Here is a 12,394-nt window from a genome sequence, read left to right on the forward strand (position 1 = left end):
GAACAAGAGGCACTTTGACGGATGCGAATTCTCTGCACCAATGATGACGGCATCCACGCTCCGGGCCTGCAGGTCGTCGAGCAAATCGCGCGCTCGTTGTCCGATGACGTCTGGATCGTTGCCCCCGAGCTCGATCAGTCCGGCGTCTCGCATTCGCTGTCGCTCAACGATCCGCTGCGCCTGCGCGAGGTCAGCCCGCGTCATTTCGCGGTGCGCGGCACGCCGACCGATTGCGTCATCATGGGTGCGCGCCACATTCTCGGAGACAAGCTGCCGGATCTCGTGCTGAGCGGCGTCAACAAGGGCCGCAACGTTGCCGAGGACGTGGTCTATTCCGGCACCATCGCCGGCGCGCTGGAGGGCACCATTCTCGGCTTTCCGTCATTTGCGTTGTCGCAGGAATTTTCGATCGAGACGCGTAACGCGCCGCTGTGGGACACCGCGCTGAAATTCGGACCCGACATCATTCGCAAGGTGATCGACGCGGGTGTACCGAGAAACACCGTCATCAACGTCAACTTCCCGTCGTGCATGCCCGATGACGTCAAGGGCATCAGGATCACGCGGCAGGGCAAGCGCAATCAGGGTTTTCTGAAGATCGATCGCCGTCACGACGGACGCGGCAATCCGTATTTCTGGATCGGCTTCGAGCGCGCGGCGATGATGGATACGCCGGCCGAAGGCACCGATCTCGCCGCGCTGGCCGCGCGCTACGTGTCGGTGACGCCGCTGCGGCTCGACCGCACCGATGAAGCGTTTTCGGAAACGCTGACCGCGACGCTGAAGTAATTCCAGGGTGATCGATCGTTAAACCGGCGCACCCTTCATCGCGCTGGAGATCATCTGGGCGAGCGTTTCCAGTTGGAAGGGCTTTTGCAGCGCCGGACGGTCGCGATATTCCGGCGGCAGGCCGGACGAGCCGTAGCCGGTTGCGAAGATGAAGGGGCGGTTGCGGGCGTTGATCAGCTCGGCGACCGGGGTGATCACCTTGCCGTTGACGTTGACGTCCAGGATCGCGAGGTCGAATTCGGTCGATTGCGCGAGCTTAACCGCTTCGCCGATTTCGCCGGCCTCGGCCGCGACACTGTGGCCGAGTTCCTCCAGCATATCGGCGACCATCATCCGGATCATGACCTCGTCCTCCACGAGGAAAACTGAACAGCCCGCCGGCCGTATCGCTGTCATGATGGAATCCTTGCCCGTCCCTGAAACAGGCTCGCAAATAACACTACAAGGCGCAATGCAAACGTTTGAGAATTATCCGGTTTCCAGCGTGCGACAGCTGTTTGCCACAGCACTCTGACTGACTCGTTGCGCAAGATCCGTCCGCCGCTGGACGAACGACGGCTCAATCATGAGCCCACGTCCGCGCCATCTGGCGTCAGCCGCGCATCGCCTCAGATTATATGGGAAGCTACCGTGTCGGCACCAACATGAAATCGGGTGACGGTTCCTGACCGGGAACAAAAGGTGACGGGAAATTTTTCCTTAACGCGGTATTTCGGATTTCAATGGCATCAAGCGGAGCGAGATTCCGAGCTGCTGCCCAGAGACGCTGACGAACATGGCCGTGAACCCCGATCCGACCGAGAAGATGATGTTTCAGCTGACCCTGCGGCGGCGAGGGGTGAGCGATCAGGCGGTGCTGCGTACCATGGAAGAGGTGCCGCGCGAGGTGTTCGTCGATCCGCGCGATCGTAATTATGCCTATCGCGACAGCGCGCTTGCGATCGCCTGCGGGCAGACCATCAGCCAGCCTTTCGTCGTAGCCTACATGACCGAGCAACTGCATTTGCAGAAGGACCACCGCGTGCTCGAGATCGGCACCGGCTCGGGCTACCAGGCGGCCGTGCTGTCCCGGTTGTGCAAGCAGGTCCTGACCATCGAGCGCTACCGGACGTTGGCCGACGGAGCCCGCAAGCGGCTCGAAAAGCTGGGCTACTACAATATCGAGGTGCTGCTCGGAGACGGCTTCGACGTCCCGGCCGGCGCGGGCGACTTTGACCGCATCATCGTCACCGCGGCGATGGAGCAGATTCCGGAGAAGCTTCTGGAGCGGCTCGATCCGGGCGGCATCCTGATCGCCCCGGTCGGACCGCATCAGGGCACGCAGACCCTGGTCCGCGTGGTACGGACGGAGAACGGCTTCGACCGCAAGGAACTGGTCGATGTCCGCTTTGTGCCGGCGCTGCCGGGAATCGCGCGCGAATTGTAAATCCGGCGATTTGCTGCTTGGCACCAACGCCTTATTCGCAGGGTTAAGCGGTTATTTACTCGGTACGTGTTTACTCAAAACAGTCTTTTGTTGCGTACGAGTGAGTAACCATGTCTGGGGTTGTTGAGTTGCTTCGCTCGCGTCGCGTACCGCAGGTTGCGGTGCTGACGCTGATGTCCATGGCTTTTGCGGGTTGCAGCGCCGATATGTCGTCGCGCTTCTCGCAAAATTCCTACTCGCAAAATCCGTTTGCGTTTGATCCGCAGCCGACCGGCACCGTGCAGGGGCCGCCGCCGCGCGAGTTGCCGCAATACGCGCGGCCGCGAACGCAACCGCAGTATTCACAGTACCAGTCACAGCCGCTGCCGCCGCCGGTTGCAGCGCCGCAGTCTTACCCGGTCGCCAATGCCAACGCTGGCGTCTCCGGAGGCGGCCGCGGGCTTTCGTCATACACACCGCCGCCCGCGCGCCCGCAGATCGAAGCCACCGGCACCGTTCCGCATTCGGTCGCCGCGGCGCATGCCGGCCATAGCGGCACCACCATCATCGTCGGCACCAGCGACACGCTGGAGGTGCTCGCGCGCCGCTACAACGTCTCGACCGCAGATATCCTGCGCGCCAACGGCTACAAGGGACCGCGCGCGCTGTCGCCCGGCCAGCAGCTGGTCATTCCGCGTCCAGGAGCAGTCGCCGCGGCTCCTGCGATGGCAGCACCCGCCACGCGGCCGGTCGCTGTGGCAGCCGCGCCAGCCGGCGTGCACTACGTCAATCGTGGCGATACGCTGCACAGCATCGCGCGCCAGCACCACATCCCGGTGGCCGAGCTCGCCCGCGCCAATAATCTCGACCAGTCGGCGAGGCTCAGCCTCGGCATGAAGCTCGTCGTGCCCGGCGCCAAGACGGCGATGGTTGCTGCCGCGCCCGTCGCGCAACCGGTTGCTACTGCGCCGGTCGCTGCGGCCCCGGCACCGGCCATGGCCACCCCGAAGGTCGTCGCCACTGCGCTGCCGCAGCAGAGCGCGCGGCTGGTGCAGCCGACTGCAACTGTCGAACAGCCGGCGGCCGCTGCCGAAGCGCCTGTCGCCACCAAGTCGAGCGACGCCACCGGTGCATTGCCGACCTTCCGTTGGCCGGTGCGCGGCAAGGTCATCACCGCCTATGGCTCGAAGACCAACGGCAAGGTCAATGACGGCATCAACGTCGCGGTGCCCGAAGGCACGCCGGTGAAGGCGGCCGAAGACGGCGTCGTCGCATACTCGGGCAGTGAGCTGAAGGGCTACGGCAATCTCGTGCTGGTTCGCCATTCCAACGGCTACGTCACCGCCTACGCCCATGCGAGCGAAATCCTGGTGAAGCGCGGCGATACCATCAAGCGCGGCCAGGTGATTGCCAAGTCGGGTCAGTCGGGCGAGGCGGGCTCGCCGCAGCTCCACTTCGAGATCCGCAAGGGATCGTCCCCGGTCGATCCGCTCCAGTTCCTCAACGGCGCGTAAGTTACGCGCCGGGACTTCCAAGTCTCACAACAAAGACAACGGGGGAGGCGCAAGCCTCCCCCGTTTTGTTTTTGATCCAGAGCGCTTTCGGAGATGGCTCTAGAAGTCGAACGTCATGCCGGTTGTCACGGCGCTCGCCTTGTTGCCGGCAACCACGTTGTTGTTGGCGTCGCGTCCGCACACGCCGTAGCCATGACCGCTCACGCCCAGGCAGTAATGCGCGCCGGGGCCGTTGCGCAGATAGCTGCCGACGAGATACCAGGTTGCGAACGGGCTGAAGTGGTATTTGACGCCTGCGGCATACTGATCGGCGCTGCTGTCCACGGTGTTGAGTGCAAAGTCGGCCGAGCCGGCCGCCGGAGTGACGGTGTAGTTATTGAACACGCCGGTCCCAGGCGAGCCCGGCGAGGCGTTGGCGTGAGCCCAGGACGCACTGATATCCCAGGCGCCGACCGACTGCGTCGCGCTGATGAAATAGCCGTCACGCGATCGCTCGTTGAAGTCGGCAACGGTGTTCTCGCGCCGCATGATCTCATAGATGCCGTAGAGCTGCAGTTTGCCGATGCCGTCATTGAAGCCATAGCCGGCGCCGAGCTTGGCAGCCCATTCGTTGGCGACGCCGACGGCTCCCGGCGGCACGATCAACACGCCGCCGTTGCTCAGCGGCGTGACGGCCTCGTCACCGGTGCGGTTGGTGCCCTCATGCATCTCGTAGGCGGCGACCGCCGTGAACGGACCCTGGTTGTAGGTCAGCGAGGCGCTGTACAGATTGCCGTACGAGCCATCGGTGCAGCCCTCCGGCGCCGAGGTCAGCGGGAAGCCGCTGCCGCTGCCGCGCGCAGAGGTGCCGGGGCAGTTGAAGTCGCCGAGCGCGAAATCGCTGTTGTCCTTCGCCGTGTTCTGTCCAGGCGAGGCCATCAGAGTTGCCTGGAAACCGTTCCAGATCGGAGACTCGTACCAGACCGCGTGCGCTGCGCGCCAATCGTACTCTGCGCGCAGGTCGCCGCCGGTGTTGCCCATGATCGAATTGTAGTCGCCGAGCGTCGCCGAGAACGGATCGAACTTGGCGGTCGATTTCTTGTAAGGCGTATCCGCCTTGCCGGCCTTGATCGCACCCCACGGTGTTTCCATTCCGATGAAGCTGTCGCGCGTGCCGAATGCGGCGCGTTCGGTCGGCGTAGCCGCGACCTCGACCAGGGATTCGAACTGGGCCACGGCGGCCCATCCGGCGAAGCCATACGGCTCGAGGTTGTGGCGGGCACGCACGCCGAAATAGGTGAGGTTGCTCGCCACGCCGAACTTGTTGCCCTGATCGAACACGCCGGCGTTGAAGAAGTCGCCCGATAGATCGACGTGGCCGTAAAGGGTGACAGTGGTGTTGTCGACGAAGGCGTTGCCGCCGGGCGCCTTGCTGTAGATCGGCGCGCCACCGATGCTGACGACGGCATGTTCGGGAGCCGGCGGCGTTGGGGAGGGCGCAACGGCCGCGTGCTGGACCGGATTGCCCTTTGGCGTCGACGCTGTGGCCGGAGCCGGAGCGCTCGTGATGTGATTCACGCGATCCCTGAGTTGAGCGTTCTCCTTGGCGAGCTTTGCATTGTTTCGTTCGAGTGCATCCAGACGCGCCATGACGTCGTCGAGCGTTGCCGCATGTATCGGCTGTTGCGTGAGCGCCAGGCAAATCGCCGCGGATGCAGTCCCTACGAGAAGTCTCTTTTTCATTCGATTCCCCATTTGCCGATCACCTCAACGGGGTGCTGAGGCTGCAAACGGGTGGAAATGCTAATGTATACCAAATGCCAGATACATGGCTGATGAGTGAGCTGATGGCGATAATCGCGGCTTGTGACAAAATAGGTACTATAATACTATTGCGGTGCATCAATTTGTCGCACTGAGGTCTTTGGAATAAAATTTGACTTACTTAGATGGCGCTGAAGTAGCTGATAAAAATGTTCTTTTCAAACTGTGTCAGTATTTCTGACAATTTATAGATGCACTGCAACATCCAATGCCCATTTTGGGATAATGAATGCCAAAATGGAGCCGGCTTTAGTAACGGCACGCTTGGTTTAAGGTCTTATATTACCTCAGCGGATCGAGGCCGCCGGATATCTGCTCGACCATGTCGTGAAGGAATTGCGGCGGTCCATGCGCGTGCCATTCCCCGTCCGACTGCAGCAGCAGGGGCCGCCGCATGTCACGGCTGAAGGCTTCGAGCCAGGCGCGCGCCTTTGCCTTCGGACGCTTCCCGACGGCGACCGCGACGTCGACCGGGATCGCCCGCCAGGCGAAGCTTGCGGGAAGGAAGATGAGATCGGATTTGTCCGGACGCATCCAGTCGGGCAGCGGACTTGTCGGCGCCAGCCAGCCGCAGACGAAATTGCGGCAGGGGTCAACCGGGCGCTCGTGGTAGATCGTGCATTTGCCCGCGCTGCTGAACGGGCATGGCTGCCCCGGATAGACGTCGTGGTCACGAATCCGGATTTTCAGCCAGCCATCGCAGCACGCGGTGCACTCGCCACATCGTCTCGCAATCGCGCTTGGGTCGGCTGGCATGGGGCCGAGTGTACCCATGCCGCGCCGAATTCAGAAGCCCCGCGCCTTGCCTGACGCGCTACCCGGGCTAAGCGCCGCTCAGCCGCACACCGAGCCGGCCCGCGAGTTCCTGCGTGTACTGCCAGGCGACGCGGCCGGAGCGCGATCCGCGGGTGGTCGACCATTCGAGCGCCTCGCGCTCGAGTTCGTCCTCGGCGATCTTGATGCCGTAATGATCGCAATAGCCCTTCACCATCGCAAGGTACTCATCCTGGCTGCAGCGATGGAAGCCGAGCCAGAGGCCGAAGCGATCCGACAGCGACACCTTCTCTTCGACCGCTTCGCCCGGATTGATCGCGGTCGAGCGTTCGTTCTCGATCATCTCGCGCGCCAGGAGATGCCGCCGGTTGGAGGTCGCATAGAGGATGACGTTGTCGGGGCGTCCCTCGATACCGCCTTCCAGCACCGCCTTCAGCGACTTGTACGAGGCGTCGTTGCCGTCGAAGGAGAGGTCGTCGCAGAACACGATGAAGCGGAAGGAGGAGTTGCGCAGCAGCTCCATCAGGCCGGGCAGGCTTTCGATGTCCTCGCGATGGATCTCGATCAGTTTCAGCCGGTCGGCCGGCTTGCGGCCGACATTGATGCTGGCATGCACAGCCTTGACCAGCGACGACTTGCCCATGCCGCGGGCGCCCCAGAGCAGCGCATTGTTGGCGGGCAGTCCGTTGGTGAAGCGCTCGGTATTCTCCATCAGGATGTCGCGCATCCGGTCGACGCCCTTGAGCAGGCCGATCTCGACGCGGCTGACGCGCGGCACCGGGGCCAGGCGTCCGTCCGGATGCCAGACAAAGGCGTCCGCGGCACTGAGCGACTTGGCCGGATCGTGAGTCGGGGAGGCGGCTGCAAGGCGGCTGGCGATGGTCTCCAGGGCGTTGGCGATCCGCTCGGCGGTCGCGCCGTTGAGCTCCGTTGCCGGGCGTTTTGTCGCGGCTTTTGCAACGCTTTTGGCTGCCGCTTTGGGGGCGGTTTTGCTGGCTGTTTTGCTGGTGGTTTTGTTGGCTTTTTTCGGCATTTGTCCAGTTCCTGACGGCGCAGCCTTATCGGGCTGGCGGCGGTCCCGCAAGCGCCCTAAATGAAGGTCCGTTAACGTTGCAATTGGGACCGCGGCCGCTATAGTCCGCGCGAATTTGTCCGGACCGCCATACCGCCCCGACCCGAGGGCGCTGCCGGTCCTTTCCCGTCTTATCCAAGGATCGTCCGAATGCTGATTACTCCTGCGTTTGCTCAGGCTGGAGCGAGTGGTGACACCAACAGCATGTTGATGTCGCTGCTGCCATTCGCGCTGATCTTCGTCATCATGTACTTCCTGATTCTGCGCCCGCAGCAGAAGAAGGTGCGCGATCATGCAGACCTCGTGAAGAACATCCGCCGCGGCGACACCGTGGTGACCTCGGGCGGCCTCGTCGGCAAGGTGACCAAGGTGGTCGACGACGACCAGATCGAGTTCGAGATTTCGGACGGCGTTCGCGTGCGGCAGATGCGCCAGATGATTTCGGGCGTGCGGACCAAGGGTGAGCCGGCCAAGGGCGACGCCAAGGACGAGGCGTCCGCGAGCTGATTGCCGCGGAGCCTTTTGCCGAATCTGACAGGTCAATTCGATGTTGTATTTCACGCGGTGGCGAGCGCTGGGGATTATCCTGATAGCGCTGGTGGTCTGCCTGTGCGCCGTGCCCAATTTCTTCCCCGAAGCGCAGGTCAAGACTTGGCCGGCCTGGGCGCAGCGGCGCCTCGTGCTCGGTCTCGATTTGCAGGGCGGCTCGTACCTGCTGCTCGAGGTCGACTCCAACTATGTGAAGAAGGAGAAGCTCGAACAGATCCGTGACGACGCCCGGAAGGCGCTGCGCGATGCCCGGATCGGCTTCACCGGGGGAATCGTAATCCGCAACGACGGCGTCGAGGCCCGGATCGCGAAGGAGGCCGATGTTCCAGCGGCGTTGGCCAAACTTCGGGAGATCGCGCAGCCGATCGGCGGCCTGATCGGATCGAGCGGGCAGCGCGATCTTGAGGTGGCGGACGCCGGAGGCGGCCTGATCCGCATGACGATACCGCAAGCGGCCATGCTCGATCGCATGCGCAAGACCATCGAGCAGTCGATCCAGATCGTGGAGAAGCGCGTCAACGAACTCGGCACCGTCGAGCCCTTGATCCAGCGTCAGGGCACCGATCGCATCCTGGTGCAGGTGCCGGGCCTGCAGGACCCGACCCATCTGAAGGAACTGCTCGGCAAGACCGCGAAGATGGAATTCCGCATGGTCGACACCACGGCGTCGCCCGATCAGGCCACGGTGCCGGTGGACTCGGAGCGGCTCGTGAGTGCGTCGCCGCCACCGGTTCCGTACATCGTGAAGAAGCAGGTGCTGGTTTCCGGCGCTGAACTCTCCGACGCTCAACCCGGTTTTGACCAGCGCACCGGCGAGGCGATCGTCAGCTTCAAGTTCAATACGTCGGGTGCCCGCAAATTCGCTCAGGCGACCGCCGATAACGTCGGCCAGCCGTTTGCGATCGTGCTTGACGGCAAGGTGATCTCGGCGCCCGTGATCCGCGAGCCGATCACCGGCGGACAGGGGCAGATCTCCGGCAGCTTCACGGTGCAGTCCGCCAACGATCTGGCGATCCTGATGCGTGCCGGCGCGCTGCCGGCGCCGCTGACCGTGGTCGAGGAGCGCACCGTCGGTCCCGGCCTCGGGCAGGACTCGATCGAGAAGGGCGAGCTCGCGGCCTATGTCGGCTCGATCCTCGTCATCGTGTTCATGCTGCTCACCTACCGGCTGTTCGGCGTGTTCGCCAACATCGCCGTGGCCATCAACGTCGCCATGATCTTCGGGCTGCTGTCGCTGCTCAACGCCACGCTGACCTTGCCCGGCATCGCCGGCATCGTGCTGACCGTCGGCATCGCGGTCGATTCCAACGTGCTGATCTACGAGCGCATCCGCGAGGAATTGCGCGGCGGCCGCAACGCGATCTCGGCGATCGACGCCGGGTTCAAGCGGGCGCTGGCGACCATCCTCGACTCCAATATCACCACCTTCATCGCTGCCGCCGTGCTGTTCTACATCGGCACCGGACCGGTGCGCGGCTTTGCCGTGACGCTCGGCATCGGCATCATCACCACGGTGTTCACCGCCTTCACCATGACGCGCCTGATCGTCGCCGGATGGGTGCGGTGGAAGCGGCCGCAAACCGTGCCGATCTGAGAGGCCTGTTGTGACTCATACCGTTCTCATTGGCCTTGGCATCCTGATTGCCGTGCTGACCGTGGTCGCGGCGCTCGGCCTGCTGCCGCCGCTGCGTATCGTGCCCGACGACACGCACTTCGACTTCACACGCTTCCGCCGCATCAGCTTCCCGATCTCGGCGCTACTCTCGATCCTCGCGATCACGTTGTTCTTCACCCACGGCCTGAATTTCGGCATCGACTTCAAGGGCGGCACACTACTGGAAGTACGGGCCAAATCCGGCTCCGCCGACATCGCCGCGATGCGCACGACGTTGAATGGTCTCGGCCTCGGCGAGGTGCAGTTGCAGCAACTCGGCGGTTCGGGCGAGGCCGACGTGCAGATCCGCGTCGCCGAACAGCCGGGCGGCGACAAGGCCCAGCAGGATGCGGTGGGCAAGATCCGCGCCTCGCTCGGCGACTCCGTCGATTACCGCCGCGTCGAAGTGGTGGGGCCGCGCGTCTCCGGCGAGCTGCTCGCCTTCGGCATGCTCGGCCTGATGCTCGCGATCGTTGGCATCCTGATCTATCTCTGGTTCCGGTTCGAGTGGCAGTTTGCGCTCGGCGCCATGATCGCCAACGTCCACGACATCGTGCTGACGATCGGCTTCATGTCGATCACTCAGGTCGATTTCGATCTCACCAGCATCGCGGCATTGCTGACGATTCTCGGCTACTCGCTCAACGACACCGTCGTCATCTACGACCGTATCCGCGAGATGCTGCGGCGCTATAAGAAGATGCCGATGCCGCAGCTGCTGAACGAGTCGATCAACTCGACGCTGTCGCGTTCGATCATCACCCACGTCACCGTGACCCTGGCGCTGCTCGCGCTGCTGCTGTTCGGCGGCCACGCGATCCACAGCTTCACCGCGGTCATGATGTTCGGCGTGGTGCTGGTCGGCACCTACACCTCGATCTTCATCGCGGCGCCGATCCTGATCTATCTCGGGGTTCACACCACACGGGGCGAGGCGCAGGACGCGCCGGCCAAGAAGTAACCGGTCATGAGCAATCCCTCGGACGCTCCCCATCTTCCGAGGTCGGCGCCGATCGAGGCCTACGGCAAGGGTGGATTCGCGTTTGCCGATATGTCGCATCGCGGCTCGCTGTTATGCCTGCCCGACTCGATGTGGGCCTGGGCGGTGACCAGGCCGCAGGAGATCGACGAATATTCGCTGCAAAAGGTATTCGCGGCCGCCAATGCGATCGACACCCTGATCGTGGGGAGCGGCACCGAGGTCTGGGTGCCGCCCAAGGGTCTGCGTGAGGCCTTGCGCGCGGTGCGGGTTGTGCTCGACCCGATGCAGACGGGACCCGCGATCCGCACCTACAACATCATGCTGGGCGAGCGGCGCCGCGTCGCGGCGGCGCTGATCGCGGTGCCATGAGCGCGCCGAAGGCGCCGAAGGACGGCGCGGCCTTCTGCGCCGATCTGGTGCGGACCCATGACTTCGTGCGCTACGCCTCGACTTTGTTCCTGCCCGGTCCGGAACGCCGGGCGTTGCTGGCGCTCTACGCCTTCAACATCGAGGTCTCGCGCGTGCACGAGCAGGTCAGCCAGCCGCTGCCCGGCGAGATGCGGCTGCAATGGTGGACCGACATGCTGGCCGGGACGGGGCACGGCGGCGTCGAGGGCAATCCGGTTGCGGCCGAATTGCTGCATACGATCCGCAATCACCGCCTGCCGGTCTCGCCATTCTCACGGCTGGTCGAGGAGCACCAGTTCGATCTCTACAACGATCCGATGCCGTCGCTGGCCGCCCTCGAGGGCTATCTCGACGCCACGGCCTCGGCGCTGTTCTCGCAGGCGACGCGCGTGGTGGCACGGCCATCGGAGGCGATCGATCACCTTGCCCGTCATGCAGGCCTCGCCCAGGGCATGGCGCAGGTCATCGCGTCGCTGGGCCGCGACGCCTCGCGGCAGCAGCTGTTTCTGCCGGTACAGCTGCTTCAGCAGCACGGCAGCAGCAAGGAAGAGGTCTTTGCCGGCAAGCCGACGCCGAACATTCGCGCTGCGATCGATCAGCTCGCGGACGAGGCACAGGGCCATCTCAAGACCGCCTTCGGGCTGCTCGCGGATGTGCCGTCCGGCGTGCGTCCGATCTTCCTGCCGCTCGCTCATGTCAGGCGTGAGCTGAAGCGGGTGAGGGCGGCCGACTACGATCCGTTCGCGCCGAAGCCGGTCTCACGCCTGCGCACGCTCTGGACGTTGTGGCGGGCGGCGCGCACGGAAGAATTCGGCAGCTAGAGCCATTGTACACCGTTCAATCCGTCATCCCCGCGCAAAGGCTTCGCCTTTGTCGCTGGAGGTGCACGCTCTTGCGCGCCTCGAAGGATGCACGGCCCGGATAGAGCCCGGCCGTTCGCCCTTCGAGGCTCGCTCCGCTCGCACCTCAGGGTGACGGGGATAACTTTATGTCGCCGGATCAATGGTAGCTAGCTTCTATTCTTTCGAAATATGCTTGGTGAATATCCGGATCGTTGCGCCCCGGACCACCGGGCTGCTGTCATAGATGTCGGATGCGATCCGCTCGACCGCGTCGCGCAGCGCAACGAATTGCGCCTGCCGCGCCATGCTCGCGGTTCCACGCGTGCCGGCCAGCTCGTCCATTGCGGCGTCGCTGATCTGGCATTCAATTTCCTGCTCGCCGTTCATCATGGTGAATCCGAACGCCATCCGTTCGGAATCATATCCCCCGATACGGCCACGGGTGAGTGGCATTAAGTCTGTCCCTTGAGCGCGCTAGCCCTCGCAAAGAGTGGGGCTTCGCGCCGCGTTTGTCGAGGGCCGGGCGCCGCGAACTGCGTGCGCCTAAAGAACGATCCGGAAAGTGCGATGCGGTTTTCCCTCGCGACGAACGCGGAACGCGT

At 63.7% G+C, this 12,394-nt stretch carries 13 protein-coding genes; 8 read left to right on the plus strand and 5 right to left on the minus strand.

Features of this window, described 5'->3' with window-relative positions:
- Nucleotides 1–21 precede the first annotated feature (21 nt).
- Nucleotides 22–789, plus strand: coding sequence for a 5'/3'-nucleotidase SurE (gene surE / locus FNJ47_RS26095; protein ID WP_163158267.1), 768 nt, complete (start codon nt 22–24; stop codon nt 787–789).
- An 18-nt stretch (nt 790–807) separates the two neighbouring features.
- Here surE and FNJ47_RS26100 read toward each other — a convergent pair whose 3' ends face one another.
- The gene (locus FNJ47_RS26100; RefSeq protein WP_163158269.1) at nt 808–1,185 is read right to left on the minus strand and encodes a response regulator; all 378 of its coding nucleotides are present in this window, start codon (nt 1,183–1,185) and stop codon (nt 808–810) included.
- Between the two features lie 379 nt (nt 1,186–1,564).
- Between FNJ47_RS26100 and FNJ47_RS26105 the strand changes: the two genes are divergently transcribed.
- Nucleotides 1,565–2,215, plus strand: a complete 651-nt coding sequence (locus FNJ47_RS26105) for a protein-L-isoaspartate(D-aspartate) O-methyltransferase (RefSeq protein ID WP_236000106.1) — start codon at nt 1,565–1,567, stop codon at nt 2,213–2,215.
- A 110-nt stretch (nt 2,216–2,325) separates the two neighbouring features.
- Nucleotides 2,326–3,708, plus strand: coding sequence for a LysM peptidoglycan-binding domain-containing M23 family metallopeptidase (locus FNJ47_RS26110; RefSeq protein ID WP_163158271.1), 1,383 nt, complete (start codon nt 2,326–2,328; stop codon nt 3,706–3,708).
- A gap of 99 nt (nt 3,709–3,807) precedes the next feature.
- Here FNJ47_RS26110 and FNJ47_RS26115 read toward each other — a convergent pair whose 3' ends face one another.
- The 3 genes from FNJ47_RS26115 to FNJ47_RS26125 form a co-directional block, all read right to left on the minus strand.
- The gene (locus FNJ47_RS26115; RefSeq protein WP_163158273.1) at nt 3,808–5,430 is read right to left on the minus strand and encodes a porin; all 1,623 of its coding nucleotides are present in this window, start codon (nt 5,428–5,430) and stop codon (nt 3,808–3,810) included.
- A 363-nt stretch (nt 5,431–5,793) separates the two neighbouring features.
- A complete protein-coding gene (locus tag FNJ47_RS26120) occupies nt 5,794–6,267 on the minus strand; it encodes a hypothetical protein (RefSeq protein WP_163158275.1) in 474 nt (157 codons plus the stop codon).
- Between the two features lie 67 nt (nt 6,268–6,334).
- Nucleotides 6,335–7,318 (minus strand): ATP-binding protein, encoded by a 984-nt coding sequence (locus FNJ47_RS26125; RefSeq protein WP_163158278.1) that lies wholly within the window; start codon nt 7,316–7,318, stop codon nt 6,335–6,337.
- 189 nt (nt 7,319–7,507) lie between these two features.
- Between FNJ47_RS26125 and yajC the strand changes: the two genes are divergently transcribed.
- The 5 genes from yajC to FNJ47_RS26150 are packed head-to-tail and all read left to right on the plus strand — an operon-like array spanning nt 7,508 to nt 11,771.
- Nucleotides 7,508–7,864, plus strand: coding sequence for a preprotein translocase subunit YajC (yajC, locus tag FNJ47_RS26130; RefSeq protein WP_021081225.1), 357 nt, complete (start codon nt 7,508–7,510; stop codon nt 7,862–7,864).
- Nucleotides 7,865–7,904: 40 nt separating this feature from the next.
- Nucleotides 7,905–9,500 (plus strand): protein translocase subunit SecD, encoded by a 1,596-nt coding sequence (gene secD / locus FNJ47_RS26135; RefSeq protein ID WP_163158280.1) that lies wholly within the window; start codon nt 7,905–7,907, stop codon nt 9,498–9,500.
- A 10-nt stretch (nt 9,501–9,510) separates the two neighbouring features.
- Nucleotides 9,511–10,521, plus strand: a complete 1,011-nt coding sequence (gene secF, locus FNJ47_RS26140) for a protein translocase subunit SecF (RefSeq protein ID WP_163158282.1) — start codon at nt 9,511–9,513, stop codon at nt 10,519–10,521.
- Between the two features lie 6 nt (nt 10,522–10,527).
- Nucleotides 10,528–10,911, plus strand: a complete 384-nt coding sequence (locus tag FNJ47_RS26145) for an Mth938-like domain-containing protein (RefSeq protein ID WP_163158284.1) — start codon at nt 10,528–10,530, stop codon at nt 10,909–10,911.
- Nucleotides 10,908–11,771: a phytoene/squalene synthase family protein gene (locus FNJ47_RS26150; protein WP_163158286.1), complete on the plus strand. Its 864-nt coding sequence runs from the start codon at nt 10,908–10,910 to the stop codon at nt 11,769–11,771. The genes FNJ47_RS26145 and FNJ47_RS26150 overlap by 4 nt, the downstream gene beginning before the upstream one ends.
- A 195-nt stretch (nt 11,772–11,966) precedes the next feature.
- On the opposite strand, the gene FNJ47_RS26155 is transcribed toward FNJ47_RS26150, so the two are convergent.
- Nucleotides 11,967–12,245 (minus strand): DUF1488 family protein, encoded by a 279-nt coding sequence (locus FNJ47_RS26155; RefSeq protein ID WP_165445868.1) that lies wholly within the window; start codon nt 12,243–12,245, stop codon nt 11,967–11,969.
- Nucleotides 12,246–12,394: the final 149 nt, after the last annotated feature.

Source organism: Bradyrhizobium uaiense (genome assembly GCF_010811875.1).
In the GTDB taxonomy this organism is placed as follows: domain Bacteria; phylum Pseudomonadota; class Alphaproteobacteria; order Rhizobiales; family Xanthobacteraceae; genus Bradyrhizobium; species Bradyrhizobium uaiense.

Excerpts from the sequence above, each read along its gene's own strand:
- surE (WP_163158267.1), top strand. The coding sequence starts at position 22 with ATGCGAATTCTCTGCACCAATGATGACGGCATCCACGCTCCGGGCCTG.
- FNJ47_RS26100 (WP_163158269.1), bottom strand. The coding sequence starts at position 1,185 with ATGACAGCGATACGGCCGGCGGGCTGTTCAGTTTTCCTCGTGGAGGAC.
- FNJ47_RS26105 (WP_236000106.1), top strand. The coding sequence starts at position 1,565 with ATGGCCGTGAACCCCGATCCGACCGAGAAGATGATGTTTCAGCTGACC.
- FNJ47_RS26110 (WP_163158271.1), top strand. The coding sequence starts at position 2,326 with ATGTCTGGGGTTGTTGAGTTGCTTCGCTCGCGTCGCGTACCGCAGGTT.
- FNJ47_RS26115 (WP_163158273.1), bottom strand. The coding sequence starts at position 5,430 with ATGAAAAAGAGACTTCTCGTAGGGACTGCATCCGCGGCGATTTGCCTG.
- FNJ47_RS26120 (WP_163158275.1), bottom strand. The coding sequence starts at position 6,267 with ATGCCAGCCGACCCAAGCGCGATTGCGAGACGATGTGGCGAGTGCACC.
- FNJ47_RS26125 (WP_163158278.1), bottom strand. The coding sequence starts at position 7,318 with ATGCCGAAAAAAGCCAACAAAACCACCAGCAAAACAGCCAGCAAAACC.
- yajC (WP_021081225.1), top strand. The coding sequence starts at position 7,508 with ATGCTGATTACTCCTGCGTTTGCTCAGGCTGGAGCGAGTGGTGACACC.
- secD (WP_163158280.1), top strand. The coding sequence starts at position 7,905 with ATGTTGTATTTCACGCGGTGGCGAGCGCTGGGGATTATCCTGATAGCG.
- FNJ47_RS26145 (WP_163158284.1), top strand. The coding sequence starts at position 10,528 with ATGAGCAATCCCTCGGACGCTCCCCATCTTCCGAGGTCGGCGCCGATC.
- FNJ47_RS26150 (WP_163158286.1), top strand. The coding sequence starts at position 10,908 with ATGAGCGCGCCGAAGGCGCCGAAGGACGGCGCGGCCTTCTGCGCCGAT.
- FNJ47_RS26155 (WP_165445868.1), bottom strand. The coding sequence starts at position 12,245 with ATGCCACTCACCCGTGGCCGTATCGGGGGATATGATTCCGAACGGATG.